Annotated in this window: 19 protein-coding genes and 3 tRNA genes; 9 read left to right on the plus strand and 13 right to left on the minus strand. The window is 41.6% G+C overall.

Annotated elements, in window-relative coordinates; translation table 11 throughout:
- Positions 1-100 precede the first annotated feature (100 nt).
- The 3 genes from DSM08_RS14305 to DSM08_RS14315 all read left to right on the plus strand — a co-directional run bounded on the left by DSM08_RS14305 (position 101) and on the right by DSM08_RS14315 (position 3,630).
- Positions 101-1,393, plus strand: coding sequence for a (Fe-S)-binding protein (locus DSM08_RS14305; protein WP_149526794.1), 1,293 nt, complete (start codon positions 101-103; stop codon positions 1,391-1,393).
- A gap of 12 nt (positions 1,394-1,405) precedes the next feature.
- The gene (locus tag DSM08_RS14310; RefSeq protein WP_149526795.1) at positions 1,406-2,200 is read left to right on the plus strand and encodes a (Fe-S)-binding protein; all 795 of its coding nucleotides are present in this window, start codon (positions 1,406-1,408) and stop codon (positions 2,198-2,200) included.
- 203 nt (positions 2,201-2,403) lie between these two features.
- Complete coding sequence (locus tag DSM08_RS14315; protein ID WP_149525249.1) at positions 2,404-3,630, plus strand: IS110 family RNA-guided transposase; 1,227 nt, start codon at positions 2,404-2,406, stop codon at positions 3,628-3,630.
- A 303-nt stretch (positions 3,631-3,933) separates the two neighbouring features.
- Here DSM08_RS14315 and DSM08_RS14320 read toward each other — a convergent pair.
- The 5 genes from DSM08_RS14320 to DSM08_RS14340 all read right to left on the minus strand — a co-directional run bounded on the left by DSM08_RS14320 (position 3,934) and on the right by DSM08_RS14340 (position 9,339).
- Positions 3,934-4,017: transfer RNA gene (locus DSM08_RS14320), tRNA-Leu, on the minus strand.
- Between the two features lie 55 nt (positions 4,018-4,072).
- Complete coding sequence (locus tag DSM08_RS14325) at positions 4,073-4,951, minus strand: Ppx/GppA phosphatase family protein (RefSeq protein WP_149526796.1); 879 nt, start codon at positions 4,949-4,951, stop codon at positions 4,073-4,075.
- A gap of 75 nt (positions 4,952-5,026) precedes the next feature.
- Positions 5,027-6,049, minus strand: coding sequence for a Gfo/Idh/MocA family oxidoreductase (locus tag DSM08_RS14330; RefSeq protein ID WP_149526797.1), 1,023 nt, complete (start codon positions 6,047-6,049; stop codon positions 5,027-5,029).
- An 11-nt stretch (positions 6,050-6,060) separates the two neighbouring features.
- A complete protein-coding gene (locus tag DSM08_RS14335) occupies positions 6,061-6,672 on the minus strand; it encodes a hypothetical protein (protein ID WP_149526798.1) in 612 nt (203 codons plus the stop codon).
- A gap of 90 nt (positions 6,673-6,762) precedes the next feature.
- Positions 6,763-9,339: a phosphoenolpyruvate carboxylase gene (locus tag DSM08_RS14340; protein WP_149526799.1), complete on the minus strand. Its 2,577-nt coding sequence runs from the start codon at positions 9,337-9,339 to the stop codon at positions 6,763-6,765.
- Positions 9,340-9,579: 240 nt separating this feature from the next.
- On the opposite strand from DSM08_RS14340, the gene DSM08_RS14345 reads away from it, so the two are divergent.
- Both DSM08_RS14345 and DSM08_RS14350 read left to right on the plus strand, forming a co-directional pair.
- Positions 9,580-11,772, plus strand: a complete 2,193-nt coding sequence (locus DSM08_RS14345; RefSeq protein ID WP_149526800.1) for an FUSC family protein — start codon at positions 9,580-9,582, stop codon at positions 11,770-11,772.
- On the plus strand, positions 11,765-12,733 hold the full coding sequence (locus tag DSM08_RS14350; protein ID WP_149526801.1) for a YpdA family putative bacillithiol disulfide reductase: 969 nt from the start codon (positions 11,765-11,767) through the stop codon (positions 12,731-12,733). Before DSM08_RS14345 ends, DSM08_RS14350 begins: the two co-directional genes overlap by 8 nt.
- On the opposite strand, the gene DSM08_RS14355 is transcribed toward DSM08_RS14350, so the two are convergent.
- Positions 12,730-13,341 carry a TetR/AcrR family transcriptional regulator gene (locus DSM08_RS14355; protein ID WP_149526802.1) on the minus strand — a complete coding sequence of 204 codons (612 nt, stop codon included), beginning with the start codon at positions 13,339-13,341 and terminating at the stop codon, positions 12,730-12,732. The two genes, DSM08_RS14350 and DSM08_RS14355, sit on opposite strands and share 4 nt — an antisense overlap.
- Before the next feature lie 103 nt (positions 13,342-13,444).
- Between DSM08_RS14355 and murB the strand changes: the two genes are divergently transcribed.
- Both murB and DSM08_RS14365 read left to right on the plus strand, forming a co-directional pair.
- On the plus strand, positions 13,445-14,461 hold the full coding sequence (gene murB / locus DSM08_RS14360; protein WP_149526803.1) for a UDP-N-acetylmuramate dehydrogenase: 1,017 nt from the start codon (positions 13,445-13,447) through the stop codon (positions 14,459-14,461).
- Positions 14,462-14,743: 282 nt separating this feature from the next.
- Entirely contained in the window at positions 14,744-15,259 is a 516-nt protein-coding gene (locus DSM08_RS14365) for an RNA polymerase sigma factor (protein ID WP_149526804.1), read from the plus strand.
- Between the two features lie 100 nt (positions 15,260-15,359).
- On the opposite strand, the gene DSM08_RS14370 is transcribed toward DSM08_RS14365, so the two are convergent.
- Positions 15,360-16,280: a PfkB family carbohydrate kinase gene (locus DSM08_RS14370; protein WP_149526805.1), complete on the minus strand. Its 921-nt coding sequence runs from the start codon at positions 16,278-16,280 to the stop codon at positions 15,360-15,362.
- A 58-nt stretch (positions 16,281-16,338) separates the two neighbouring features.
- A tRNA-Asn gene (locus DSM08_RS14375) sits at positions 16,339-16,412 on the minus strand.
- A gap of 216 nt (positions 16,413-16,628) precedes the next feature.
- On the opposite strand from DSM08_RS14375, the gene DSM08_RS14380 reads away from it, so the two are divergent.
- Positions 16,629-17,345, plus strand: a complete 717-nt coding sequence (locus DSM08_RS14380; protein WP_149526806.1) for a class I SAM-dependent methyltransferase — start codon at positions 16,629-16,631, stop codon at positions 17,343-17,345.
- A 327-nt stretch (positions 17,346-17,672) separates the two neighbouring features.
- Here the strand turns inward: DSM08_RS14380 and DSM08_RS14385 are convergent, their stop codons facing one another.
- The 4 genes from DSM08_RS14385 to mgtE form a co-directional block, all read right to left on the minus strand.
- On the minus strand, positions 17,673-17,924 hold the full coding sequence (locus DSM08_RS14385) for an Ada metal-binding domain-containing protein (protein ID WP_149526807.1): 252 nt from the start codon (positions 17,922-17,924) through the stop codon (positions 17,673-17,675).
- 3 nt (positions 17,925-17,927) lie between these two features.
- Entirely contained in the window at positions 17,928-18,641 is a 714-nt protein-coding gene (locus DSM08_RS14390; protein ID WP_149526808.1) for a 2OG-Fe(II) oxygenase, read from the minus strand.
- A 602-nt stretch (positions 18,642-19,243) separates the two neighbouring features.
- Positions 19,244-19,317: transfer RNA gene (locus DSM08_RS14395), tRNA-Asn, on the minus strand.
- A 109-nt stretch (positions 19,318-19,426) separates the two neighbouring features.
- Positions 19,427-20,800 carry a magnesium transporter gene (gene mgtE / locus DSM08_RS14400; protein WP_149526809.1) on the minus strand — a complete coding sequence of 458 codons (1,374 nt, stop codon included), beginning with the start codon at positions 20,798-20,800 and terminating at the stop codon, positions 19,427-19,429.
- 640 nt (positions 20,801-21,440) lie between these two features.
- On the opposite strand from mgtE, the gene DSM08_RS14405 reads away from it, so the two are divergent.
- Positions 21,441-24,251 (plus strand): TolB-like translocation protein, encoded by a 2,811-nt coding sequence (locus tag DSM08_RS14405; RefSeq protein ID WP_149526810.1) that lies wholly within the window; start codon positions 21,441-21,443, stop codon positions 24,249-24,251.
- Between the two features lie 382 nt (positions 24,252-24,633).
- On the opposite strand, the gene DSM08_RS14410 is transcribed toward DSM08_RS14405, so the two are convergent.
- Positions 24,634-25,824, minus strand: coding sequence for a phosphoglycerate kinase (locus DSM08_RS14410; protein ID WP_149526811.1), 1,191 nt, complete (start codon positions 25,822-25,824; stop codon positions 24,634-24,636).
- Positions 25,825-25,965 lie beyond the last annotated feature (141 nt).

Genomic DNA, 25,965 nt, shown 5'->3' on the forward strand with positions numbered 1-25,965 from the left:
TATCCTATTGCGCCAATTATTTTTAATGTTTCTAAATAATTTATTATGCATGCATAGTATAGTCGGTTTTTTTATCTTTGTTATACCTAATTTGTAAACTATGATAGGTCAGATACTGTTCGGCGTCTTATTAATAGCGTCTCTAATTCTATTCTTCATCAATGCGAAAAAGATTTACCGCAACATCAAGTTGGGCAAATCGGTCAATCGTTTTGATCGCCCTTCGGAGCGATTGAAGACGATGCTGTTGGTCGCTTTCGGTCAGAAGAAGATGTTTAAAAGACCGATTCCTGCATTGCTGCACTTGTTTGTGTATGTTGGGTTCTGTATTATAAACATCGAGATGTTGGAGATCGTGATTGATGGGCTATTCGGTACGCACCGGGTATTCTCGTTTATGGGCGGCTTCTACAACTTCCTGATCTATGCATTTGAGCTATTGGCGTTTTCTGTTTTATTAGGCTGTGTGATCTTCTTTATCCGCAGAAACTTCCTTAAACTGAAGCGCTTAAATCAATCTGAATTAAACAATTGGCCAAAAACAGATGCGAACCTGATCCTCACTGCAGAGATCTTATTAATGGCGGCATTCTTGTTCATGAACGCTGCAGATCAGAAGCTTCAGGCGCTAGGTGCAGAACATTATCATATTGCTGGTGCTTTTCCAGTTAGTTCTTATTTGGTCAATCTATTGCCTGATGAGGTCAGTAGTTTGATTCTGATCGAACGTTTTTGCTGGTGGTTCCATATCATCGGTGTATTTGCTTTCTTGAACTACTTACCTATTTCCAAACACTTACATATTCTTTTGGCATTCCCTAACACGTACTTTACACGGTTGGAACCTAAAGGAAAGTTTGATAATATGCCATCTGTGACTGAAGAAGTGAAGGTGATGTTGGATCCCTCGCTCCCCCCTCCTATTGGCGAAGCTAGCCGTTTCGGGGTAAAAGATGCATTGGATTTAACTTGGAAAAACTTACTCGACGCTTACACCTGTACCGAATGCGGACGTTGTACATCTTCATGTCCGGCAAATATCACTGGTAAGCTGTTATCGCCTCGTAAGATCATGATGGATACGAGAGATCGTATTGAGGAAATTGGAAAGAACATCGACAAGAATGGAAGCTTCCAGGACGACGGAAAGGCTTTATTGGACAATTATATTACTAGAGAAGAGATATGGGCTTGTACGAGCTGTAATGCTTGTGTGGAGCAATGTCCTGTCAACATCAATCCACTAGAAATCATTATGGGCTTGAGACAGTATGCGGTGATGGAAGAATCACAAGCGCCGTCGAGTGTAAATAATATGTTTTCGAATTTGGAGAACAACGGCGCGCCTTGGAAATATTCACAAGCTGACCGCGCTAATTGGACAAATCAATAAGAAGAATTTAACATGGAAAATAATATACATATCCCTACTGTCGCTGAGCTATTAGCAAAAGGAGAATCACCAGACCTATTGTTCTGGGTTGGATGTGCTGGTAGCTTCGATGAGCGCGCTCAACGGATTACTAGAGACATCTGTAAGATTTTACATCATGTAGGTATTAAATATGCCATCCTCGGAACAGAAGAAAGCTGCACCGGCGATCCTGCGAAGCGCGCGGGCAATGAGTTCTTATTCCAAATGCAGGCAATGATGAACATTGACCTTTTGAATGGCTATGAGATTAAAAAGATCGTGACAGCATGTCCGCATTGCTTTAATACGCTAAAGAACGAGTACCCAAGTTTGGGCGGAAATTATGAGGTTATCCACCATTCGCAACTCATACAATCCCTGATTGATGAAGGCAAGCTAAAGCCTGCTGATGGACATGAATTTAAAGGGAAAAAGATTACTTATCATGACCCATGCTATTTAGGCCGCGCGAATGATGTTTATGAAGCACCTAGAAGAGCATTAGAAGTATTAGATGCTGACTTAGTTGAATTGAAGCGCTGTAAGGCCAATGGGCTATGCTGTGGTGCTGGTGGTGCTCAGATGTTTAAAGAGCCGGAGAAAGGCGATAAGGACGTCAATGTCGAACGTATTGAGGACGTTATAGAAAGTCAAGCCTCCGTGGTAGCTGCAGCTTGCCCCTTCTGCATGACGATGTTAAGAGACGGTGTCAAGGTTAAGGAAAAAGAACAAGAAATTCAAGTTTTAGATATTGCGGAGATTACAGTCAAAGCAAACAAGATCTAAAAAGGATATAGCAATAAAACTTTCATGTTTCCTTTGAAACACCAACAGGGATGAAAGTTCTTGATGGCCTCTGAAAACAGACACTTTCAGAAAAAAACATTCATGATACTCGGGTATCACCAACAGCCATGAAAGTCACGGGCTCATAGTCCCAATAGGCATTTAGCCAAAACGGTATCTTAGTACCAATAAATATAAGACCTATGGCTGTCAGCGGATTACCCTTTATTCTTGATCGTGGCTGTGGACTGGATGTCCATAAAGACACAGTAGTTGCTACCATTAAAGGTAGTGATTTTGATACAGAGACAAAAACCTTCTTAACTTTTACGGATGACCTGTATGATTTAGTGCAATGGCTTCAATCCCATTCCATTACACAGGTTGCCATGGAGAGCACCGGTGTTTACTGGCGACCGGTTTACGCGGTTTTGGAAGATTACTTTCACATTTTGTTGGTCAATGCCCGCCACATCAAGAATGTTCCGGGGCAGAAGACCGATAAGAAGGATAGCGAATGGATCTCCAAACTGCTTCTTTCCGGTCTACTGAAGGGTAGCTTCATTCCAGCACAACATATCCGGGAGCTCAGGGAGCTCTACCGACATAGACGCAAGCTGATCGCGATGCGGACTGCAGAAAAGAACCGGTTGCAGAACATCCTTGAATCTGCCAACGTCAAACTGCGGAGCGTGGTCAGCGACGTATTCGGTGTAAGCGCCATGGAAATGGTCCGATCCATGGCTAAAGGTCAGAGCGATCCTTTGCTGTTGGCAAGCATGGCCAAGGGTTCACTGGTCAAGAAACACGCAGAACTGATTAAAGCACTTACTGGCAAGGTCACAGATCACCACCGCTTCATGTTGACCCTTATACTGCAATCCATCGATCATATCAATCTACAAATAGCACAATCAGAGGCTCAGATGGAACAGTACGCAAGGATCATGTATCGGGAGCTGGAACTACTGGAGACTATTCCGGGAGTGTCTTCCAAAGTAGCATTAGGAATCGTCTCAGAGATCGGTACGGACATGACCCAATTTGCAACACATCAGAACCTTTCCTCATGGGCTGGTGTTTGCCCGGGCAACAATGAGAGTGCAGGAAAAAAGTATTCCTCCAGAACAACACATGGAAATAAGTATCTCAAGACAACGCTCGTAGAGGCCGCATGGGTAGCTTCTAGATCCAAGGCCAATCCCTTACTTGCAGTCAAGCATCACCAGATCGCTGCCCGAAGAGGACATAAGAAGGCGACAATAGCCATTGCACATAAGATATTGACCGCTGCATACCATGTGCTGAGGGACATGGAACCCTATCAATTACATCCCCAGGATATAAAAATACTGGAAAATAGAAGACTTAAAAGAATTGACAGATTACAGAAACAATTGAGTACCCTGAAGAACACGTCTTATAAATAAAAGATCGACCTTTTTTTGGTGGTTAGACTCCCCGTGAAAAAAACTGATAACAGACGTTTAAGAACCAACAGTTGATGCCTTTAGAGCTCGAAGAAAAAATTATACTCTTGTTTTTAGTAATAAAGTCCTTTTTTTGATCAAGAAGAATACTTAAGAAACAGAAACAAAATATTCCAGACAAAAAAATAGACCCTTGAACAATCACTGGTCTGATTTTTTATTGGTTTAAATTGAAAAAACAACAATAACTTTCAGAAAAAAAAAGCCTTGCAGTTTGCAAGGCTTTTATATTGCTTTGGAGAGTACCTAGGAGCAGATTCGAACTGCCATGCCCATTCAGGCGCCACCCCCTCAAGATGGTGCGTCTACCAATTTCGCCACCTAGGTATCTATACCGCAAAAATAGAATTATTTTCGATACTTACAACGATTGTGATCTCTATTATTTCTTGAAATTTTTATTGATTAACGTTTGGATTATTCCATCCGCTAAACCAATTCTTGGGGCCGTAATATTTTTAAGATGTCCTACCTTCATGATCGTCAAAAAGATCTCTGCAGCTGGAATAATAACATCGGCACGGTCTTGCTTGAGTTCCAGGATGTTAATACGATCCTTTAAAGAATATGAATTCAGGTAGACGTAAAGAGCTTTCAGTTTCGCATAAGAAATAGGCTTGTCAGCTTTCTCATTCGCAAGTCGCGATAACTTATTGATGTTTCCTCCGGAACCTATACCATAGATGTTCTTATATGATTTAGTGATATCCTTCACCCAGCGCTTCATATCATCCCATGTGTCTGGAGAGTCTTGATTATCTAGGATGCGGATTGTCCCCAAATTGAAAGATCTAGAAGCCACAAGGTCGCCATTAGCAAACAAGGAGATTTCTGTGCTACCACCACCTACATCAATGTACAAATACACTTTATTACGATCCATTGCAGTTTGGCCATGCACATTATAAATAATCTGTGCTTCCACGCCGCCGTCAATAATCTGTATATCTATTCCTGCTTTTTTACATGCTGCAACCACATCAGGACCATTATCTGCATCGCGCATCGCTGAAGTAGCACAAGCCATATAATCCGTAACGCGATATACATCCATAAGATTTCGGAAAGCGCTCATGGTTTTCACCATGCTTTCAAATTTCCCTTCAGAAATATGTCGGTGGATAAACGCGTCATCGCCTAGGCGTAATGGCACGCGCAATAAGGTGTTTTTACTGAAAATTATTTCGTTTTCTCTTTCAATGATATCAGCAATTAACAACCGGACGGCGTTCGAGCCAATATCTATAGCAGCATATCTCACGTTAGTATATTTGATTTAACGACAATTTTACTTATCCTAGATTAACTATATGTAAACTTAATATTAAATAGCTGATTATTTACTAGGTTCTAGTATTTCTAATTGCCAAATGATGTGATCTTTATTTACGAAGTAAGGCTTGTTGTTTCGAATAGCTTCATAGACTTCATCGAACAAGCTCATGTATTCTCCTCGTTCAGAAGGAATCAACGCTGTTTCAAGTTCTTTCAAGTCATTTTCGAAAGTTAAAAGCCCCTCCTTGTTCTCAGGTTCGACACCAAAGTCATCTTCCATTGGCGACTTACCAGCCAAAAGTTGTGCTTCCTGAGTATCTGTGCGCTCTTTTACAAAACTTCCTTTCGTTCCATGTAGCACAAAGCTCGCTTGCGGATTAGCGACAAGCAGACTCGTGGTGATAAATACATTCAGTCCGCCTGAATAATTTAAAATGATGTTACCGTAATCATCGACTACAGAGTTCTCCCGGAAGGTCCCTTTGATCTTGGTCATAGACTTAGGTCTACCGAACAGTGCAATCACCTGATCTAATAAATGAGATCCTAAATCGTAAAGAATGCCTGAGGCAGGTTGTTTCTTTTCTTTGAAGGCTTTGACACCGATACTCGGTTTGAAGCGATCAAAACGGATATGAAGTTCTATCGGGCGTCCGACTCTTTCTTCTAGAATAACTTTCTTTAAGGATTGATAATCCGAATCAAATCGACGATTATGATATGGAAGTAGTAGTTTGCCGCATTCCTCAGCGATTTCAAATAGCTTAGCAGCTTCTTTTGCTGTTGGAGCGACAGGCTTTTCAATTAACACATGCTTACCGGCTCTCAAAGCTTTCTCCGCAAAAGCTACATGCGTATCGTTGGGGGTATTGACCACGACAAGTTCAATCTCCGGATCGTTGAGCAGCTCATCGATGGAATCATAACTTATGATGTGGGGGTAATCAAGCTGTGCGTTTTTCTTGGATCTTTCGATCACAGCCTTCAATTTGAAGCGGGGGTTGGCCCCTATAAACGGCGCATGGAATATCCTTCCGGACATTCCATACGACATTATACCTGTTATTATTTGCTGATTCAGCATAGGCAATATGCTTAGTGATGCGCGTGCTCTTCTTTACCACCCGCTGCTTTGTAAAGCTCAGCGATAGTTTCAGATTTTGCTACGGCGTAATCTCTTAATTCTTTGTTTGTATTGCGTGACATTCTTCTGAAGTGTTCTTTAACCACTGCAATTTGGTGCTGGATGTGGTGTAAATAGGCTTCATCGGAGTAATCCTCAGCATGGCGAGCGATCTCAACAGGAGCTGCTGCTGCAACTGAGTCAGGTGTTGCTGTGTCTTCTTCTACTGCTACAGTCGTAGTTGCTTCCGAAGGCGCAGTGTATTGTTCAGCACCTAGGATTGGGAAATCTACGTGGAATTTCGTTGCTAATGAGTCTAATTGTGGCATCATCTCTCCGAAAACCTTCGCTACTTTTCCTGCAACCTCTTTAGCTTGCGCTGACCCTACAGTTTCAACATGTTTAGAATAGGAAGCCTCATAAGGAGCGATGGTTCCTACCTGTCTGAAAAAAGCATAAGCATCACCATCAACCAATGTCGTATGTGTATATTTCAATTGGTTCTCATCTGCGGTTTTAAACACGCAAGATGACAATGAAGTACTTGCTAAAACTGCTGCAACAAATAATGTATTTAATTTCATCGCTTTATAATATTTTAAAAACACACAAAAATAAAAAAATATCGCTATTAAGAGGTATAAATTCCTATTTTCATGCAATTCAAAATCATTCTATGCCAAATTTCGACCTGCATTGACAACACCATAGATAGTTCGGCCGATTAATTTCCGATAAACGTCCGCCTTTTTCTCATCCAACTTATTACTTTCCAATTTTCTGATGGCGTAATGCTGAATGATTAACAAAGGAAGAATGATTTTCTCACGCTCGCAGATCGATGCTTTTTCAACCGGATAATTCTCCATCAGCTCTGTCATTCCGGTCAGTTTCAATAAATATTCTTTCGTACGGTCGAATTCGTCTTTCAACATCTTCCAGAACTCGCCAAACTCAGCATCATCCTGCATATAGGAAGTGATATTGAAGTTGGACTTCGTCATGGACATCATACAGTTGTCAATAATGGTATTGAACATACCAGAATTTTCATACAGATTCTTCACGTAAGACCACATGTTGTTGTCCTCTGCCCACTGTAAAGCAGTACCCACACCGTAGAATCCTGGAATATTTTGTTTCAACTGACTCCAAGCAGTTACGAAACTAATTGCTCTCAAATCTTCTAAGCGCAATTCCTTATCCGAATTACGTTTCACCGGTCTACTACTGATATTGATCGATGCCAAGCTCTTTAAAGGACTCAAAGTCTCGAGATACTTTAAAAACTTAGGATGCTTTCTCAAAGACAAGAATTTCTTATGACTTTCAGCCGCCATCTGATCGATTACCTTCTTTTGCTTTGCAGTCAATGTATCCCCTTCTTTCTGGCGCAAATCAGAAACAATTCCCGCGTGCAATAACTGCTCGATATTGTATTTAGCAGTATCTAAAGAGCCATATTGCGAACTAATTGTCTGCCCTTGGATAGTCAATTGGATATGGTTGTTTTCAATTTCCTTACCCATGGATGCGTAGAAACGCTGTGTTTTACCACCGCCACGTGCTGGAGGGCCACCACGGCCGTCAAAGAATACCAGATCAACATCGAACTCTCTGGAAATAGCCGTTAGTTCGATCTTCGCTCTATAGATAGACCAGTTTGCCATCAAATAGCCACCGTCCTTCGTACTATCAGAGAAGCCTAACATGATCGTTTGCTTATTCCCTCGTTTCTTCAGATGCGCGGCGTAGGCTTTATTTGCATATAAGCTTCGCATTACATCCGCAGCACGAGAAAGGTCGTCAACTGTCTCGAACAACGGCACGAAGTCCATCGTCAAGTCCTTCTTCGACCAGCCTTGCCATAGGAAGAGCTGCATTAAACCTAATATATCAGACGCTTGTTGACAATTTGAAATAATGAATCGCTGAACAGCACGTTCCGATCCCGACTCTTGAATCTGCTTAATCAGTCGAATCACTTTAAGCGTATCTTCGACTAAAGGCGCAGGCACGTTTTCAATTGCAAGGTCTTTCTCCGAAAAAGTAATTGCTTGTTCCTTCGCGTCTTCGTCGTCTCCGATTTCCTTTTTATCGATTCCTGTTTCTTTTGGATATTGCGTCAGCAACCAATTAAAGGTTTCCCGAAGCACACTGCTATCCTGGCGAATATCCAGCGTAGTAAAGAAACAGCCGAAGGTTTGCACTTTACGGATCAAATCTTCCACAATCTCTACAAATAGTCCATCGTGCGTCTCAAGCAACACGCGTTTAACCTCCTTCAGGTTGAACAGGATCTCTTCTGTAATATCCTCCGGATTCTCTTTCGGATTAAAGCTGTTTTCATAAAGCAGCTCCTGCAAGGCATCCAGGTACGTTTCAACACCACGGAAGGTGATTCTACGTTTTACGATTCTAAAATCACGGTAGTAACAACGGAAGAGAATCGTGCGAAGCAACGTTGCGACGCGCTTCGTACTTTCCCAAGTTACATTCGGGTTCCCGTCACGGTCTCCTCCTGGCCAGAAGCCAAGCTCGACAATCTGACTAGTCTCCGCACTTGATAATTCTAACTCGTTGTCAATCTTCGACTGTATCTCAGACGCCACGCGATAGAATACATTCTCCAGGTACCAAGCCAAGCTGATCGCCTCGTCAACCGGTGTTGGCTTCAATTTATTGATAAATGGAGTCTTTCCTAACTGTTGTAACAGCAGGTGAATATTAGGGATATCGTTCAGTTTCAACAACTCAATCAAGTCGTTGATGATCGATAATACAGGTCCTGGATAGAACTGAGTTGGGTGAGCCGTTAGTACTAAGCGCACCGACATATCTCTGAGACGCTGAATCACTTGTTTTTTTGTTTCCGGATTCGACTGTGCAAGTCGGAATACGGAGTCCAATCCAGCGGTTTCATCAGATTTACCAACCGCCTTAAATGCCGAATCTTCCACAGCATCAAACAATACCACTTGGCGCTCAATGTATTGAACAATTCGGAATAATAGGTCTAAGCGATCATCTTCCTGAACATACTGTTCATATTGACCGAAAAAACTATCAATAATAGCTTCGGGGGTTAACTTCTCCTCCACTCCTTTTTCGCAATGCGTCGTAAAGAACGGAAGGATAGTCCCCGTGTGTTTCACACGTTGGAACGGCAATGTAAGAAACAAACTTTTAAACAAATCGAAACGCGTCAGCACCTCGTTTTGAAAAGCTGCTTTTTTCTGGCTTAATCTCATAATTAAAACAAAAGTAATTTTATAGTTATTCCCTGAGGATGGTCAGCGAATTACAAATATATAAGTTTTATATAAAAAAGCTTATTTATTTACAATTTTAATATTCCAATCAAACATATGTTGATATTTCAATAAATGATATTTCTTTTCGATTTTAATTTACGAAATTCTTTGACTTAAAAAATTACTTCTCTAAAAACCGCTGAATCGGGATTCCTTCCTTATATTTGTCGTATCACGATGAAGAAAACGAAGGAAATTAGCAACTTTTTTTATAGTCAATATTTCGCAGATGGCTTGCGCATCACGATAGGCTGTGTAGTTCCTATTATTATATGTGCGGCCTTTGGGGAGTTCCTCATGGGAACATTCATTTCCTTAGGCGCCTTGTTAATCGGTCTGTCCGACACGCCAGGAGCGCCTTCACATCGCCGGACGGGTATGATTTCATGCCTAATCGTATGTATCCTTACGCAACTCATCACGGTCGCATCCAACTCCAATATCTGGATAATGACCATTGTTATCGGGCTATTATGCTTCCTATACTCCATGTTCGCCGTTTTCAACGCACGTGCGGCAACTGTCGGCTCTATGGGTATATTGATTATGCTGATCAATGTTGATGATGCCTATACGTTTAAAGAAGAAATGTACTTTTTACTTTTCTTTTTCATCGGGGCCGTATGGTATATGCTGATCAGCTTCTCCCTCTCGCAGGTCCGACCTTATCGATTAGCGCAGCAGGAGCTCTCCGAATCTATTCGATTTGTAGGCGACTTCATCCGCCTCCGGGCCAACTTCTATGACCACAAAGTCGATCTTGATGATAATTACCGGAAGCTTATCGAAAAGCAAATTGAAGTCCATGAACATCAAGAAAATGTGCGCGACTTACTTTTCCAGAGTAAGCGTTCCATTAAGGATACGACCAAGGTCGGGCGCTTTCTAACGCTTATCTTCAATGATATTGTCGACCTTTTTGAGCAAAGCATGACCACCCATTATGACTATGAGGTCATCCGCAAAACCTACGCGCATACAGGAATTTTAAAGGAGTTCAGAAACTTGCTTTTAAAAATTGCGAACGAACTAGACCATTTAGCTTATCAATTAAATGCTAATCGAGCGCCCAAGCCGCTATATAATTTCAAAGACGATATTGAGAGTATCAAAGAACTGATTGACCAAGTTGAACAAAAAGAGAATATCAACAGTATACCGTTGAAGAAGATTCTGATCAGTATCCGTAGCATTACGGTTTTTATTCACAATATCTACAACTATAATGCGATACGATCGAATAAAGTCAATAAGCAAGAGATCGAAGAGGCGAACAAGTTCATCCAGACGGAGCATATCGTTTGGAGTAAACTGAGAGACAACTTATCGTTCAACTCGTCTATTTTCCGCCACGCGCTGCGCATGGCAGTGGTGATGGCGGTTACCTATCTGGTTTTGAACATGGACTGGTTCAATGTAGGCAGCATGGGGAGTTACTGGGTATTATTGACTATCATGGTGATCCTAAAACCTGGTTTTGGCTTAACGAAGGAGCGGAACTTCCAACGCTTATTAGGTACAGTCATTGGCGGTATCATTGGCGCCATTATCTTAATGACGGTCCATAATGAAATTGCCCTGTTTATATTGCTGATCTTCTTCTTCCTGACCGCCTATAGCCTATTCCGCGTCAATTATATTGTCGCAGTGCTCTTCATGACGCCCTACGTATTGATCATGCTGAGCTTCACCGGATATAACACCTTTGAGATTGCAAAGGAACGCATATTCGATACTTTTCTAGGTGGCATGATCGCTTTTATATCCAGCTATGTAGTATTCCCGAATTGGGAGAGTTTCCAAATTCGCCCGAATATGCGACAGTTGCTGATTGCAAATTATAATTACCTAGCTATCGCCGTTAGACTCCTATCAGACGAAACGGTCAATATCACAGAATACAAACTCTCTCGAAAAGAAGTTTACATTGCTTCAGCGAATATGGGTTCCACTTTCCAACGTATGCTCTCGGAACCTAAATGGCGTCAGAAAAGCACAAAAGAGGTCAACCGGTTTGTCATCCTGAACCATATTCTCTCGTCTTACGGTGCTACGCTTCTGACGCAACTGCAGCAAGCCATGAATGCAAATTATACCAAAGAGCATCTGCTCCTACTGAAAAAGATATTGAGCAATATGGCAAAATCGATTGTATTGCTCACAGATGATCAGGATCAACCGATATTCACCGAAGTAAGCGAATTCCCTGAAGTGACTGAAGAGACACTTGATCCGGCGGAATCTAAATTAATTACCGAGCAATTACAGTTTTTGAATAAAATATCCGCAGATTTATATAAATCTACCGTGGATGTTATGGAGAAAGAGGCAATCATCCATCCGCAAAAAATAGAAATGATCAATGGATAATTATTACGATATACTGATTGTAGGCGGCGGCCCTATTGGGCTTGCCTGCGGAATCGAGGCGCAAAAGAATGGTTTGAGCCATATCATTTTGGAGAAAGGCTGTTTAGTCAATTCCCTATATAACTATCCGGTCAACATGAGCTTCTTTTCTACTTCGGAACGATTGGAAATTGGCGACACCCCATTTGTGACCACTAATCCAAAACCGAAAAGAGCTGAAGCATTGGAATACTACCGACGCATCGAGAGCAAGTTCAATCTGAATACGCATCTTTTTGAGGCAGTTCTATCTGTCAACAAAGATCAAGGCTTATTTACGGTTGAAAGTTCCAAGCAGACCTATACTGCGAAATATGTGGTCATCGCAACAGGATTTTACGATATCCCGATGTACCTGCATGTGCCAGGCGAAGAACTACCGAAAGTAAAGCATTATTATGATGATCCACACTATTACGCGAAGCAAAATGTAGTCGTGGTTGGTGCCAGCAATTCCTCCATTGACGCTGCTTTGGAAACCTATAGAAAAGGTGCTCATGTGACGTTGGTGGTTCGTGGTCCAGAAATTAGCCCTAGAGTGAAATACTGGGTTAGACCAGATATAGACAATCGAATCGCCTTCGGCGAAATCAAAGCTTACTTTAATAGCCAAATCACCAATATTACGGAAGATGAGGTTGAGATTATGACTGAAGAGGGTCTGCTAACTATCGAGAACGACTTCGTATTAGCATTGACAGGCTACAGGCCAAACTTTGACTTCCTCCGTAAAGTCGGAATCCATATCCCGGCCGAAGCGCCGATGATACCTGAGCATAATCCGGAAACGATGGAAACTAATATAGAAGGCCTCTTTCTTGCGGGTGTGGTCTGCGGAGGGTTAAACACGCACCTATGGTTTATTGAAAACTCCAGAGTGCATGCGCAGATGATCCTTTCGAGAATAAAAGAGTTGAATTAAGGACGCAGCCCACGAATAAAAATCCTAGCTAGCTTCTTTTGTAAGGCAAGTATATAATCAAATTCTTCTTTGGTCGGCGGAATGAAGATGTTGTTAAACTCTTTCACAACACCGATTCGCATGCCCAGAATCGAAATCATAAAAATCTTTGAGGTTACCGGTAAATCATCCACAATGATTTCACCCTTTTCGATACCACGACTCAAAATATTCTGCACCTGCTCGATATCTTTATCAATAATCGAAGTACAAGCTTCCTCCAAATCCGGTGGAAACTCGTTACGCAAAGAGTAGGTATATTCAAAAATGCTGTAATTCTCTTTTATGGCTTCCAAACGAGCTTCTAGAAATGCCGTAAATGCTTCGTCGATATTTTTGGATTTCGTAATCCTACTTTCCGTCTCAGCAACCATCTCGTCCACAGTATATTCTAAAACAGCGGCATACAACCTATTCTTATCTGGGAAGTAATAGTATAACAGCGCTTTGGAAAAAGACAAATCCTGAGCAATCTCCGCCATGGTCGTCTTTGCCATTCCGAAATGAGCAAACCTACGGCGCGCAGCTTCTAAAATCTTTTGTCTTTTAACATCAGCGTTCTTTGCCATTCTATTAATTAAATTAGTTTATAAATGCTGGTTTAATTATCTTTACCACTCTTTAACTAAGTTACTTTATTTTTTCGAATTTTTAAAGATATCGGTCAAAAAAATGAAAAACACCCTTCAAACAGCTGTCTCCCTAAAGGATTTTAATACGTTCGGAATTGAAGCTAAGGCAAATAAATATATTAGAATCACGGAGGAGTCGAGTTTGAAGGAACTGTATGAGCAAGATGCCTTCAAGCAGAAGTTCTTTGTTTTAGGTGGTGGAAGCAATGTTTTGTTTACTGAAGACTATGATGGGCTTATTGTCCACATTGCCAACAAGGGTATACAGCATTTCATCGAAGGCAACCAAGTCTTTGTAACCGCATCAGCTGGAGAAGTATGGAACGACTTAGTTTGGTATTGTATCAAGCACGACTTTCCGGGCATGGAAAACCTTGCACTTATCCCTGGTACCGTTGGAGCCTCACCTATTCAAAATATTGGGGCTTATGGTACAGAATTGATGCACATCTTCTATTCTTGCCGCGCATTTGACACCCATACCGGCGAATTTGTAACTTTTACGAACGTCGACTGCCAATTCTCCTACCGCGATAGCATTTTTAAGAAAGAGCATAAAGGAAGATACATTATCTGTAGTGTAACCTACAAACTTTCCTTATTCGGACAGATCAATACCAGCTACGGCGCGATCGAAGCCGAACTAGCAAAAAGAAACATCCAGGAACCTAACATTAAAGATGTCGCAGAGGTCGTTTCGTATATCCGCGTCGAAAAACTACCGGATCCAACTACCGTTGGCAATGCCGGCAGCTTCTTCAAAAACCCAATCATCAGCAAAACGCAGTTTATCAACCTACAGGCACAACACCCTGATATTGTGCACTATCCAATGGGCAATGATGAGGAAAAATTAGCTGCGGGATGGCTTATTGAACAGTGCGGATGGAAAGGAAAAGAAGTCGGCGAAGTCGCAGTGTGGAAAAATCAAGCTTTGGTACTTACTAACAAAGGAGCAGCAAGTGGAGCACAAATTTATGAAGTATCGTCCAAAATTGTGGACGATGTTTTATCGAAGTTCGGTGTAAAACTCGAACGCGAGGTAAACGTTTTATAAAGTTTTCCACATTTTCCACAGTCCGAAAACAATTCCCTAAAAACAAAAAAAAACTTCTCTCTAGCACTAGAAACGGCGCTAAATAGCATCTATTTTTTCTCGTAAAACGATAATTTTATTGAGAAATAGGATGTTTTTCCACATTTTAAGGTATTAACTGCACAGTAATTGATATTATCAGTACAAATGGTGATTGATTATCGTGGCACTCCCATCGTATAGAATTACCATTTTCCAAATGACACTTAACTATTTAACAACAATATATAAACTACTGATTGTATGAACAAACTAGAATTTAACACACTTGTCATCAAACATTCCGATTCACTAAAAAGCTATGCCCGTAACTTTACTCGTGATCAGGATGATGCAAATGACTTGGTGCAGGATACACTGCTCAAAGCAGTGACCTACTTCAAGAACTTTAGAGACGGAACGAATTTAAAGGGATGGTTATACACAATCATGAAAAACACCTTTATCAACAATTACCGTCGGGTCGTAAAAACAAACACCTTCATTACCAAGGAAGAGGAAATTTCACAAACAAACTTAGTCGTGTCAGCTAGCAAGAACAAAGGCGAAAATAAATTCGTCATGGAAGACATCAACTATGCGCTTTCAAAACTATCAGACGAATACTATGTACCATTTACGATGTATTTCGAAGGGTATAAATACCATGAAATCTCCGACCACTTGAAAATCCCGATCGGGACAGTGAAAACTAGAATCCACGTGGCAAGAAAGTCCATGAAAAAAACCTTAGCTTCTTATAAATTCGAAGCTGAATAGATTATAACAATAAAAATCTTTGATTATAGGTTTCCCAAGATATCCCTATCGACGCGATAGGAGTTTGGGGGAGGCAAACAAAAAGAAATTTGAGATAAGCTTATTCGCTTATCTCAAATTTTGATAAAGCAACGAACTGTTGAATACGTGCTTTTATTTCTTCTGAGGTTAGATTTTCCAATCTTTCCGTTCCAAATTTCTCAACACAGAATGAAGCTAAGGCTGAACCAAAAATGATTGCATTCTTCATGTTTGCAAAGTTGATCGATTGCAATTTCGCTAAATAGCCAATAAATCCACCTGCAAAAGAATCGCCCGCTCCTGTCGGATCAAACACATCTGCTAATGGCAATGCCGGAGCAGAGAAAACTTGTCCTTCACCGAATAATAAAGCGCCATGCTCTCCTTTTTTGATGATAAGATACTGTGGCCCCATTTCTAAGATTTTCTCAGCTGCTTTTACCAAAGAAAATTCTCCAGACAATTGGCGTGCTTCTGCATCATTGATGGTCAATACATCTACCTTCTTCAACACTTCTTTCAAGCCATCCATCGCTACGTCCATCCAAAAGTTCATGGTATCCAACACCACTAACTTAGGTTTGTTCGTCAAGCGCTCTAAGGTTGCTGACTGAACAGCAGGCGTTAAGTTGCCCAATAACAAGTACTCGCAGTCTTGATAAGATGCCGGAATTTTAGGATCGAAATCCGCTAAGACATTCAATTCCGTAATTAATGTATCGCGGCTATTCATATCGTTGTGGTAACGACCTGACCAAAAAAATGATTTTCCACCAGGAACAATTTCCAAACCTTCTACGTCGATACCTTTCGAAGTGATGATATTTAAGTTGTCATCTCCAAAATCCTCACCTATCACCGAAACAAGCTTCACATCTGAATATAAATAGGAAGCAGCTAAACCTGCATAGGTAGCAGCACCACCAACGATTTTATCAGTTTTTCCGAAAGGGGTTTCGATAGCATCGAACGCTACGGTTCCAACGATTACTAAACTCATGAATGTATTTTTTTAAATAAAAAAAAGCCGACTGTGAAGTCGGCTGTTATACTTTTTGCTCCTGAAGCTGGGCTCGAACCAGCGACCCTCTGATTAACAGTCAGATGCTCTAACCAACTGAGCTATTCAGGAATTTAACAAGAGAAACTAGCTTTCTCCTTTAAAGTGGTACAAAAATAGACTTTTACTCTTGAATTCCCAAAAATATTTTAAAAAATATGTGTTTAAATTCCATAAACTCACAAAACAACCCGATAACCCTTTGTCTATAAACAAAATACAAAGCCTTAAAAATTCACATTCTTAATCCCAGACAAATCCACGAACTTTATACAAACCCCAAATGATATGCAAAACAAATCCACTTTACAGGAAATAGAAGAAAGATTCGACAAGGATGTCGAACGATTCTCCAACTTAGAAACAGGCCAGGCAACCATGCTAGACTCCGCCTTCAACCTCGACCTGATCACAGACTGCATACAGCAGCACTACCCCAACCTATCATCCGTTCTTGATATCGGCTGTGGCGCGGGCAACTATGACGTTAAGTTATTATCTCGCGTAACGAGCAATCCCAGTGTACACCTACTCGATTTAAGCCAACCCATGCTCGACAAAGCAAAAGAGCGGGTAAGTCCACTAACCCAAGGAGAGGTGAAAACATTCAAGGGCGACTTCCGTACGGTGGATCTCGTTGAAAACAGTTACGATGTTATCATCGCTACTGCGGTATTACATCACCTCCGCGATGATAATGATTGGGAAACGGCCTTCGTCCGACTCCATAGACTCCTCAAACCGGGAGGAAGCATCTGGATTTTTGACATGATCCAACAAAACACGCCAAAACTGCAAGAGATCATCTACACGCAACGCTACGGTAATTTCCTGATCCATCTTAAAAACGAAGAGTACCGCGACCATGTATTTGCCTACATCGAAAAAGAAGATTCGCCAAGGCCGCTGGTCTACCAGCTGAACTTGCTGCAGCAAGTAGGATTTCGACAAGTCGACGTTTTGCACAAAAATCTATGCATGGCTTCCTATGTAGCCTTCAAATAATATTCGAGCGTCTAACAGGTATAGGACAGCTCAGTCCCCTTTCAAAGCCCTTTCAAACCCAATGTAAAGCCCAATCAAACCCGCTTCCGAGCGGGTTTGATTGGGCTTTACATTGGGCAATTAAAAACTATTACTGCTCGAAGGCATAACGTTGCTTAAGCGGGACTAGAAGCGTACAACGAAGAGGCACGAACTGTCGGAACCTTTATCTCAAAACAAACCCCTTTTAAGGCGATTTAACGCAACTCAACAAATGAGCGACAAGAATATCGCTTTCATTCATCAACCTCGCTTAAATCGCCTTAAAATCGTTCGAAATGATTCACGCTATCCCTTCTCCGTATCCTGTTTCCATTTTTGGTAGCTTGAGCGCATGCAATTGCCGCAGGGGCGATAACCTTCCGCCAGTGCTTCCTCCTCCTTTTCGAAAAACACGCGATTAGCTCGCTTCATCCGTTTTCCGGATGAGCAGCTCAGGAGCCCGTAAATTTTTAACTTAGTATTTCCTCCAAATTGAATATTTCCTCCGCGGATTGCTGCGCGCAATTCTTTATCTGTTAAATCGACATGCTGCTTCATAGCTTAGGTACTTGCGTCGTGAAAAATAATCCCCAAACTATAACGTTCGCCATTGCGCAGCTCGCTGACACCGTGCTTCATATTGACGCGATAATATCCTCTCGTTCCCTTCTCGGGTTTGAAATTAGTGGTAAAAATTAGGGCATCGCCTTTTTTAGGTTTCAGTACGATGGCCTTCGACTGCGCCCGCGGTATCTGCTGCGTCAGTACAAACTCGCCGCCCTCATAGTCCTCGTCGGGTTCGCTCAACATCAAAACCAGCTGCATCGGGAAATAAACATCCCCATACAGATCCTGATGAAGGGTATTGAAACCGCCGGGACCATACTTTAAGATCAACACCGTCGCCTTCTCCTGCCCATTCAACCGACATCGCTTTAGAAGTTCGTCATGCTCTAACGGAAATTGAACATCCTGATTAAGGACACGAAACCATGTATTGGCAATAGGCGCCAATTTGGGATAAATACTAGTTCGAATCATCTGTATAAGATTCGGCAATGGGTAGTTGAAATACTTGTACTCCCCCAACCCAAACCGATACCGCGCCATTACAATGGTCTTCCGATAAAGACTTGAATCGTCATAACCTGACTTCAACTGCTCACATTCCTCCGCAGTGAGCAGCGAAGGCACCGTCGCATATCCTTTCTGATGCAAGTCATCGCTCAACTGCGCCCAATCGTAACCCGCAATTCTCTCTTCTATATTTTCCATAACATCATCTACCTTGTTTCCCTAAACAAATATCGACAGACGCTTGTTGGCAAAAAATCTGAATCATGCGGAATCGTGCTAGATATTAGATATCAGATTTTAGATATTAGAGTATGGCTTGAATTGGAGGAAGGATTTTGGGATAATCAGGATCGGGTAAAAGGGTATTGTTTTGAACCAAGAAAGGAAGGATGCAAGGATGAACAGGATCAGGTTGAAAATATAATTTTGTCTTTAACCAGGAAAAGAAGGATGCAAGGTTGAACGGGATCATATGCACGTATTGGCGTCCAATTTATAGCGGAGGAATACATCGATCTTGTCAATCCTTAAATCCTTCCTTTCCTGGTTCAGAACAAACTTCCCTTTCTTGTGAAAACCAAACTCCCCTTTCCTGTTCCTCCTTAAATCCTTCCTTTCCTGGTTCAAGACAAATCGATCAACAATCAAAAAAAAAAGCGCCTCCCGGGCGCCCTGCATTTCTAATGCTTAAAAATCTTAACCCCCCAAACTTTCGGTATGATCCTTTCTAATGTCTAATATCTCAAATCTAATATCTAAAAAGAAAAGGCCATCCATTTGGATAGCCTTTTCTTTTTTTGCTCCTGAAGCTGGGCTCGAACCAGCGACCCTCTGATTAACAGTCAGATGCTCTAACCAACTGAGCTATTCAGGAATTCAACCGCCCCTTTCGGTTTTGGTGATGCAATTATCGGAAGTTTGACCGATATGTGCAAATATTTTTATGCATTTTTTTGCAAGTTATTCAGAACCAATCAGAATAATTAAAACAGCACATCCTTGAGGATAAGCGTTGCAAAAGTAAAATAGATAATCAAGCCTGTGACGTCGACAATCGTTGATACGAAGGGAGCTGAGGAGCTCGCTGGGTCTGCCCCACATCGACGTAAGATGAACGGCAGCATGGAACCAACAAGAGAACCCCAAAGGACGACGCCCACCAGAGACAATCCTATCGCGCACCCATAGAGATACCATAGGTCGCCGTAGGTATGACGGAATGCTTCTTCGACGGAGATTCGGAAAAACCCGAGTCCACCTAGGATAACCCCTAGCAGTGTACCCGACAAAATCTCGCGACGCATCACGATCCACCAGTCGCGCAAAGTCACCTCGCCCATCGCCATCGCCTGGATGATCAGCGTCGATGCTTGCGATCCGCTGTTCCCTCCACTCGACATGATCACTGGCATCAGCATCACCAACACGGTGGTCAGTTTATCTTCGTAGTGATTCAGCACCGTCACGGTTAGCAGTTGCCCCAGAAACAAGACGATCAACCAGCCGGCTCTCTTTTTCACAAGATGAAAAATCGAGACATCCAAGTAAGGCTCGTCTAAAGCCTCGGTACCCCCGATACGTTGCATGTCTTCCGAGTACTCTTCGTTCGCCACCCAAAGGATATCATCGATCGTCACGATACCTAACATGATGTCACGATCGTCAACAACAGGAAGGGCAACGCGATTGTTCATCCGGAATATAGAAACCGCTTCTTCCTGCGGGTCGTTTGCGCGAAGTGAGATAAGTCGATTATCGATTAAGTCAGAAACAACAGTTTCAGGATCCGCCAAGAGCACGTCCTTAATCCGGACGTCATCCATCAGCTTTCCTTCAGCATCGATGACATAGAGTACATCAATCGTTTCGGATGCTCCACCATATCGGCGGATGTGATCCAACACTCGCTGCATCGTCCAATGTTCTTTCACGGTGATATAGTCTGGCGTCATCAGACGACCCACACTATCTTCGGGATAGCCGAGTAGCGAGAGTGCTTCTTTTCGCTCCTCCGGAGTCAACAGAATAATGAGTCTTTTTACAACGTCGCCAGTCAGCTCGGAGAAGAAGGAAGTACGGTCATCGGGAGGCATCTCGTTAAGGAGTTCACGGATGGTTGTAGCCTTTAGTTTTTTGAAGATCCGCTCTTGGGTTGGGAAGTCCAAAATACGGAAAACATTAACGGCTCTTTTGAGACTTAAGGTCTCTAAAAACAGAGGTCCATGTTCAGGAAGTTCGTCAATTAACTCCTCCACATCGGAGATGTTCAATTCGTTTAAATAATCTGCAAGCTCCGCCTGGTCTCCACGCTCAATCAATTGCTCCACATGTGCTACTAGCATTGCTAATTCTTCCATACCTATCCTCTATTTTATCGTTCCTACATTGGTGCCAAAAATTCGTTTGTGCAAAAGTCGTTTATTTTACCTGAAAAATATAATTAAATTTCAGGCATGTAGCAAGGTGGCTAGCAATTGAAAAAAAGAGCACCTCGACAGAGAAACCACAATGCCACAATGTCAGTATAATTATACGTAGAAAAAACCGAGTTTCTGAAGGTTCGTTTGACGTCACAACCAAACAAAATCTCACCAGAGAAATAATCTCGAAATTCGAAACATTTAAAAACTACGTTCCAAAACGCAATTCGAGAGTTCAGCAAAACTACATCTCCAGCAACGACCTTCCTGCACCGTCTTTTAGGTAACTGGTAAATTATTTGGCAATAGGCGGAATACTGCAAAAAAAACGTAATTTCACTTCCGAAAATCAGACACGTTGAGCACATGAAAGCGAGACTATTGGATGCAGACCAAAAGGCGCGTCAAGAAAAATTAAGGTCTATTTTTACTGATGTTTGACGTTTTATTACAACCATTTATAAAACTAATAATCAGATTATTAACATTGTTATACAAAACAATTAATTAAATTAAAATATCGTTTTGATGCTAATATTTTTAGTATTCATTATTTTAAGCCAAATATATCAGTAATATGAAATTAATTATCAGATATTTAACCGCATTAACATTAACCATAAATACAGTATCAGTTTTTGGACAGCTCATCGACAACGAGCAACCCCATTCTTCCGTGAAATGGGAGCAGATAAACCGTCCAAATTTCCAACTGATCTTCCCTCAGGAATTCAGAAATTCCGCCTCGCTCCTAGCCCATAGGATCGACAGTATGCTTGTACTAGCGAGCGAAGATTTAGGTAGAAAACCGAAGAAGATTTCAATAATTCTTCACGAAAATCATATTGAGCAGAACGGATTTGCACAGCTGGCACCTCGGAAAGTAGAGGCATTTTCTACCCCAGGACCAGCATCGGACAACCAAGAATGGCTACCCAATTTGATACAACATGAACTTCGACATGTAGCCCAATTTGACAAGTTGACAGGCAAAATGAGCGGACCATTTTTGGAGCAATTGGCTCTTGCATTCTATGGAATTCACCTTCCGGCTTGGTACTTTGAAGGCGATGCCGTCTCCATCGAAACGCAATTTTCAAGTGGCGGTCGAGGGCGACTTCCTTCCTTTTTGATGCCACTTCGAACCAACGAAATGACCGGAAAAACATATACTTTTGACAAAAACATACTCGGCTCTTTTCGGGATATCACCCCCTCTTACTACCTCACCGGCTACCTCATGAACACCTACCTGACCAACCATTTTGGCTACCCGGTGAAGGGTCAAATTATGGAAGATATGAGGAGGCATTTGCTCCGACCATACAACTTCAATCGAGCACTTCGGAAGGCTACAAATATGAATAGCCATGACCTCTATAAGGCTACCATTTCGGACCTTCGGTCGACTTGGGAAGACAGCGGAAAACTGCCAAGTCAAGCGGAAATTAGACCCAATTATCAACGCTATTTTTCGCATCTTTTCCTTCCACAGTCGGATGGATCGGATGCCATTTTCTACCTATTTCAATCCCCTCAAGAGGTGAAACAATTCCGAGAATGGAGCAACGGAAAAGAGAAAACATTGTTGAAAATCGGCTATCAACTGACCCCATATTTCCATCAATCGGGCGATTTTATCGTTTGGGATGAGATTCGAAAGGATGGCAGATTTGGCAAACAAACCTACAATATTATTCGATTATACAATATAAAGACTGGGCTCTCGGAGAGCTTGTCTCGTGATTCGCGCCTTTACAGCCCTATAATCGACGCAGAGAAAGGCGGTATATACGCGATCCAAGTGGATCAAGATAATGCCGCTAGCCTCGTTTATATCGATATTATTTCTAAGGAACAGTCAAAAATTATCGATTTTCCGGTGGGAATCCTGGTTCAACAGCCTGCTTTGAACGACAAAAAAGATAAGATTGTAGCGATCGCAGTGAGTGAAAAAGGGACAAATCTGATGGAAATAGACCTTCAAACAAAGGCTACTTCACTTGTTTTTCCATGGTCAAATCAACAATTCGAACGTCCAATATATGCCGGAGAAGACCTAATTTTCAAAGCACATTTTGACCAAATCGACAATATTTACCGTTACTCTAAACGCGAAAATAAGACTTATAGAATAAGTAATTCTGCCTTCGGAGCGTTCTATCCTTCCCTCTCTACCGACGGAAATTTACTCTATAATGAGTACCAAAATGATGGATACAGACTAGCAAAATTGAAATTAAGAAACGAAAATCAAGAGGAAATCAAGCCGGTTTTCGAGGCGCCGGCGATCACAGATCAGCAGATTTCTGGCACATTTTCGAACAAGCTAAAGGTAGAAAATGGCGACTTTGAAGTAGAAAAATACAATACCCTAAGTGACTTTTTCAACTTCCATAGCCTTAGTATTAGCGCCAATAACTTCGAAGATTTCGATAATTATAAGCCCGGAATCTTCTGGCTGGCGAACGATTTAATGAATACAAGTCAGCTGAAATTAGGCTACGAATATGATATGGATATCGAAAAAAGCATCTATTCTGCCGAGCTTGTTTACCAAAAATACTATCCAAAATTCATCGCGAAATACCAAAATAGAGGACGAATTGGCTACGCAAAATCTTCAAATCCTAATGCCGAAACCATACAATTCGACTACCGAGACCATTATTATTCCTTCGAAATGCAGCTCCCTTTTTCCCTATATCGCGGAAATAACATCTATAGTTTTGGTCTAAACGTGGGGACTTCTTACCAGAAAAACTACGATTTGAGCATTAATAATCTGAAGAATTTCAATGAAGAAATCATCCTTCCGATGAATTACATTGCCTATTTCAACAGGAATGTTCGTCGTAGCAGCATGGATTTGGTGCCGCGCTGGGGACAAAATATCAGCATTATCTACCGACATTTACCCTTCGAAAACGAGCTCGACGGAAACCTTTTTGCCATAAAATCGAACTTCTTTTTCCCCGGATTCTTCGCCAACCACGCCTTCCAAGCACGCTTCAACTACCAAGATAATACCGGTAGATTTGATAACTCATACGAGATTCCAATGATCAGTGCATTCGGGCATTTCAAGTCCGGAAAGGTCTCCAATAACTTAATGTTGAACTATAGATTCCCTATCGCCTACCCTGATTGGACAATCGGATCGCTAGCTTACATCAAGCGATTCCACGGCTATTTCTTCGCTGATTACCAAAACCTGCATAACAGCGATATCGCCCCTAAAACCTACGGAATAGGCCTGTCTGTTGACCTCAATATCTTCCGATATAAACTCCCTGATTTCGGTATCGGAAGCAAATTAAGCTATATCAATGATGCCAGCGCAACGAATAAGATCGTGCCGAGCTTTAGTTTTTCATATTCATATTAGTAGTTAGTATTAAGATTTATGGCGGGAGTAGATGTGAGATGTTAGATGTGAGATTTTAGAGTTTTGTCTTGAACCAGGAAAGGAAGGATGAATAGATGAGCAGGATCCTGTTTCTCCTTTTATCCTTCCTTTCCTGGTTCAAAGACAAACACTCCTTCTTTCCTGGTTCAAAGACAAGTTTCCCCTCCTTTCCCGGCTCAAAAACAGACACTACCTCCTTTCCTGGTTCGAAGAAAATGCTCAAAACAAATCCCATTATTGATAATAAATACTCATGCCTATACATAAAGAGAGAGCTATTATTATGATAGCTCTCTCTCTTTATGTATATCCTCTTGCTATTCAGCCCTAGGTCTAAATACTAACTACTAAATACTAACTACTAGTCTAAGATTGCTTTAACTCCTGGTAAAGTCTTGCCTTCCATGTATTCTAGAAGAGCTCCACCACCGGTACTCACATAGCTCACATGCTCGGTCATACCGAATTTGGATACTGCAGCAGCTGAGTCACCACCACCGATTAGGGAGAATGCTCCGCGTTCTGTTGCGGCTACAACAGCGTCTGCAACGGCTTTTGTCCCTTTTGCGAATGTATCCATTTCAAACACACCCATTGGACCATTCCATAATAAGGTATTGGATGCCATAATAACATCGTGGAAGTGTTCTGAAGACTCTTTGCCGATATCTAAACCTTGCATATCTGCAGGGATTTCGTCGTTAGGACCATCATATACATTAGCATCATTAGCGAAACGATCTGCGATCTGCGCATCGGTTGGTAAAACAAGGTTAACACCTTTTTCATCTGCTTTTTTAACCAATTCATTGGCTAAATCTAGCTTGTCTAACTCGACTAATGACTTTCCTATTTCACCACCACGTGCTTTAATGAAGGTATAAGCCATACCGCCGCCGATGATCAAATTATCTACTTTATCTAATAGCGCTTCAATAAGTTCTAATTTATCAGATACTTTGGCACCACCCATGATCGCTGTGAATGGACGCTCAGGCTTGTTCATCACCTTCTCTGCATTCTCTATTTCACGAGCCATTAGGTATCCGAAATATTTATTGTTCGGGAAAAATTCAGCGATTACTGCCGTAGAAGCATGCGCTCTATGTGCAGTTCCGAAAGCATCATTTACATAAACATCGCCTAACTTAGATAGCTTTTCAGCGAAGTCGCGGTCACCTTTTTCCTCTTCTTTATAGAAGCGTAGGTTTTCTAATAATAATACCTGTCCTGATTCTAACGCTGCTGCTTTATCAATTGCTTCTTGACCGATGCAGTCATCAGCGAACTGCACATCTACGCCTAACACATCAGAAAGATGCTTTACGATATGTTTAAGGGAATATTTGTCCGTAGGTCCTTCTTTTGGTCTTCCTAAGTGAGACATTAAAATAACAGAACCTCCGTCCTTAAGAATCTTTTTGATTGTCGGTGCAGCACCTTGAATACGGTTATCATCAGTGATATTGAAGTTCTCGTCAAGTGGCACGTTGAAATCAACTCTGATTAGTGCTTTTTTTCCGTTAAAATTTAAATCGTCGATAGTTTTCATATTGTATTTTTCTTTCCGGTTGATTTTGGGATTAAAGATATAAAAAAGGCGCTGATTGAGAAATCTTCATCAGCGCCTTTTTACTTATTTTACATGCTTTTATGAGTTTTCATTTTCTTGATTTTTAATAAAAGCAATTAT

It is taken from the genome of Sphingobacterium hotanense, from assembly GCF_008274825.1.
GTDB lineage: Bacteria > Bacteroidota > Bacteroidia > Sphingobacteriales > Sphingobacteriaceae > Sphingobacterium > Sphingobacterium hotanense.

Excerpts from the sequence above, each read along its gene's own strand:
- DSM08_RS14335 (WP_149526798.1), bottom strand. The coding sequence starts at position 6,672 with ATGAAATTAAATACATTATTTGTTGCAGCAGTTTTAGCAAGTACTTCA.
- DSM08_RS14385 (WP_149526807.1), bottom strand. The coding sequence starts at position 17,924 with ATGAAGCAGCATGTCGATTTAACAGATAAAGAATTGCGCGCAGCAATC.
- DSM08_RS14370 (WP_149526805.1), bottom strand. The coding sequence starts at position 16,280 with ATGAGTTTAGTAATCGTTGGAACCGTAGCGTTCGATGCTATCGAAACC.
- DSM08_RS14355 (WP_149526802.1), bottom strand. The coding sequence starts at position 13,341 with ATGGCAAAGAACGCTGATGTTAAAAGACAAAAGATTTTAGAAGCTGCG.
- DSM08_RS14350 (WP_149526801.1), top strand. The coding sequence starts at position 11,765 with ATGGATAATTATTACGATATACTGATTGTAGGCGGCGGCCCTATTGGG.
- DSM08_RS14380 (WP_149526806.1), top strand. The coding sequence starts at position 16,629 with ATGCAAAACAAATCCACTTTACAGGAAATAGAAGAAAGATTCGACAAG.
- murB (WP_149526803.1), top strand. The coding sequence starts at position 13,445 with ATGAAAAACACCCTTCAAACAGCTGTCTCCCTAAAGGATTTTAATACG.
- DSM08_RS14390 (WP_149526808.1), bottom strand. The coding sequence starts at position 18,641 with ATGGAAAATATAGAAGAGAGAATTGCGGGTTACGATTGGGCGCAGTTG.
- DSM08_RS14310 (WP_149526795.1), top strand. The coding sequence starts at position 1,406 with ATGGAAAATAATATACATATCCCTACTGTCGCTGAGCTATTAGCAAAA.
- DSM08_RS14410 (WP_149526811.1), bottom strand. The coding sequence starts at position 25,824 with ATGAAAACTATCGACGATTTAAATTTTAACGGAAAAAAAGCACTAATC.
- DSM08_RS14330 (WP_149526797.1), bottom strand. The coding sequence starts at position 6,049 with ATGCTGAATCAGCAAATAATAACAGGTATAATGTCGTATGGAATGTCC.
- DSM08_RS14340 (WP_149526799.1), bottom strand. The coding sequence starts at position 9,339 with ATGAGATTAAGCCAGAAAAAAGCAGCTTTTCAAAACGAGGTGCTGACG.
- DSM08_RS14405 (WP_149526810.1), top strand. The coding sequence starts at position 21,441 with ATGAAATTAATTATCAGATATTTAACCGCATTAACATTAACCATAAAT.
- DSM08_RS14305 (WP_149526794.1), top strand. The coding sequence starts at position 101 with ATGATAGGTCAGATACTGTTCGGCGTCTTATTAATAGCGTCTCTAATT.
- DSM08_RS14365 (WP_149526804.1), top strand. The coding sequence starts at position 14,744 with ATGAACAAACTAGAATTTAACACACTTGTCATCAAACATTCCGATTCA.
- DSM08_RS14315 (WP_149525249.1), top strand. The coding sequence starts at position 2,404 with ATGGCTGTCAGCGGATTACCCTTTATTCTTGATCGTGGCTGTGGACTG.
- mgtE (WP_149526809.1), bottom strand. The coding sequence starts at position 20,800 with ATGGAAGAATTAGCAATGCTAGTAGCACATGTGGAGCAATTGATTGAG.
- DSM08_RS14345 (WP_149526800.1), top strand. The coding sequence starts at position 9,580 with ATGAAGAAAACGAAGGAAATTAGCAACTTTTTTTATAGTCAATATTTC.